General features: G+C 72.4%; 1 protein-coding gene. It reads right to left on the bottom strand.

Annotation, left to right across the window (positions count from 1 at the left end):
* On the bottom strand, positions 1 to 2,134 hold a 2,134-nt coding region (locus ABZ919_RS41440; protein WP_361259489.1), incomplete at both ends, for a beta-ketoacyl synthase N-terminal-like domain-containing protein.

Raw genomic sequence — 2,134 nt, 5'->3', positions numbered from 1 at the left:
AGACGACACACCCGCCCGACGCGGACGCTCCCCCGTCCCCGGCCACTCCCGCGCCTCCGTCAACAACTCGACCGAGCCCGCCGACCAGTCCACCTTCGACGACGGCACACCCACATGCAGCGTCCGCGGCAACACACCATGCCGCATCGCCTCGACCATCTTGATGACGCCGGCGACACCGGCGGCAGCCTGCGTGTGTCCGACGTTGGACTTCAACGAACCGAGCCATAGGGGCTGTTCGCGGTCCTGGCCGTAGGTCGCGATGAGCGCCTCTGCCTCGATCGGGTCACCGAGGGCCGTACCGGTGCCATGGGCCTCGACCGCGTCCACGTCACCGGCCGACACCCCGGCGTTCGCCAGCGCCGCACGGATCACCCGCTGCTGGGACAGCCCGTTGGGGGCGGTCAGACCGTTGCTGGCGCCGTCCTGGTTCACGGCCGAGCCACGCACGACCGCCAGCACCTTGTGGCCGTTGCGCCGCGCGTCCGACAACCGCTCCAGCAACAGCATCCCGACGCCCTCGGCCCACGAGGTGCCGTCGGCGGCGTCGGAGAACGCCTTGGAGCGGCCGTCCGGGGCCAGTCCGCGCTGTCGGCTGAACTCGATGAACAGGCCAGGAGTGGGCATCACGGTCACGCCGCCTGCCAGGGCGAGTCCGCACTCGCCGGCCCGCAGGGCCTGGACCGCCAGATGCAGGGCGACGAGGGACGACGAACACGCCGTGTCCACCGTCACCGCCGGGCCCTCCAGGCCGAGGGTGTAGGCGATACGGCCGGAGATCACGCTGGAGGACTTGCCCGTCAGGAGATAGCCCTCGACGCTTTCCGGGGCCTCGTGCAGGCGGGCACCGTAGTCCTGGTAGGTCATTCCGGCGAAGACGCCGGTCGCGGTGCCCTTGAGGGAGGTCGGGTCGATGCCGGCCCGCTCGATGGTCTCCCAGGACGTCTGCAGCAGCAGCCGCTGCTGGGGGTCCATGGCGAGTGCCTCGCGTGGGGAGATCCCGAAGAAGCCGGCGTCGAACTCGGCGGCGTCGTAGAGGAATCCGCCCTCGCGGGCGTACGTCCTGCCGGGCCGGCCCGGGTCCGGGTCGTACAGTCCCTCGATGTCCCAGCCACGGTCGGTGGGGAACTCGGAGACGGCGTCCTGACCGCGCACGAGGAGCTGCCACAGCTCCTCGGGAGTCTGTACGTCGCCGGGCAGCCGGCAGCCCATCGCGACGATCGCGATCGGTTCCTCGCTGTGGCCGGCACCGGCCGCGGGTGTGCTCTCGCGGGTCGCGGCCAAGGCCTTGGCGGGCTCCGGCTGGTCCTGCGTCCCGAGGAGTTCGGCGTGCAGGTGCCGGGCCAGGCGCGTGATCGTGGGGTGGTCGAACACCGCACCGGTGGCCAGTCGCAGCCCGGTGGCGGCGTTGAGCCGGTTGCGCAGCTCCATGACCCGCATCGAGTCGAAGCCGAGTTCCTTGAAGGCGCGCCCGACCGCGACCGCGTCCGTGTCGGTGTGACCGAGGACCACGGCCGCGTGGGTGCGGACCAGCTCGGTCAGGGTGCGCTCCTGCTCGCCGGGAGCGAGCCCCGAGAGCCGCTGCGCCAGCGCCGTAGCGGGCGGCACGGCGCCGTCGGCGGAGCCGGTGCCCGCGAGATCGTCGGCTGCCGCCGTCGTACCGGCTCGCAGTGCCTCCGGCACGCCGTCGAACAGCCGGGTCGATCGCGTCGGCGCGTACGCCTCGACGAACCGCTCCCAGTCCACGTCGGCAACGGCGAGGAACGGACGGTCGGGGCCCGTCGCCCGCGCGAGGGCCTCGATCGCGGCCTCGGGTGCCATGGCGATCAGTCCGCGTCGCCGCATCCGCTCGTCCGTGTCGTCCCCGACCATGCCGCCGCCGCTCCACGTGCCCCAGGCCAGGGACAGCGCGGGCAGCCCGCGGGCGTGCCGGTGCTGGGCCAGCGCGTCCAGCGAGGCGTTCGCGGCGGCATAGGCGGCCTGACCGCCGTTGCCCCAGACGCCGATGACGGAGGAGAAGAGCACGAAGGCGTCGAGTTCCTTGTCGGAGGTCAGCTCGTGCAGATGCCAGGCAGCCTCCGCCTTCGCCCCCAACACACCCGCCAGCCGCTGCGGCGACAACGCCTCGATCACA

The sequence above is a fragment of the Streptomyces sp. NPDC046759 genome, from assembly GCF_040645475.1.
GTDB lineage: Bacteria > Actinomycetota > Actinomycetes > Streptomycetales > Streptomycetaceae > Streptomyces.
The sequence above is the reverse complement of the archived record's forward strand: the minus strand, read 5'-3'. Positions and strand labels throughout refer to the sequence as shown.